Origin of the sequence: Chryseobacterium sp. SIMBA_028 (assembly GCF_046535285.1) — a bacterium.
Taxonomy (GTDB): domain Bacteria; phylum Bacteroidota; class Bacteroidia; order Flavobacteriales; family Weeksellaceae; genus Chryseobacterium.
The window spans coordinates 1-257 of record NZ_JAWRWZ010000515.1; the positions used below are offsets into that span (position 1 = coordinate 1).

1 protein-coding gene is annotated in these 257 nt (G+C 51.0%); it reads left to right on the forward strand.

The window, feature by feature from the left end:
• Positions 1–27: 27 nt before the first annotated feature.
• Positions 28–257, forward strand: a 230-nt coding sequence (locus SCA31_RS24315; RefSeq protein ID WP_410699547.1) for a type II toxin-antitoxin system Phd/YefM family antitoxin, incomplete at its 3' end; no start/stop codon positions are given.

A 257-nucleotide genomic window follows, 5' to 3' on the forward strand; every position in this document is an offset into this window, starting at 1 on the left:
GGTACCACCCGCTTAACAAGTCGCGATTTGAATCACGATTCCAGCGAAGCAAAAAAGGCTGCCCATACTGGCCCCGATGTCATAACGGATCGAGGCAGACCATCTCATGTCTTGATGACATTTGAAAAGTTCGAGCGCTTGATCGGCAAACGTCACAACTTCGTCGATGCTCTTTCGATGTCCGGCTTGTCGACGATCGATTTTCAATCACGCCGGAAGTCATCCCCCCTCGTGAGGTCGCGTTCTCGTGAAATATC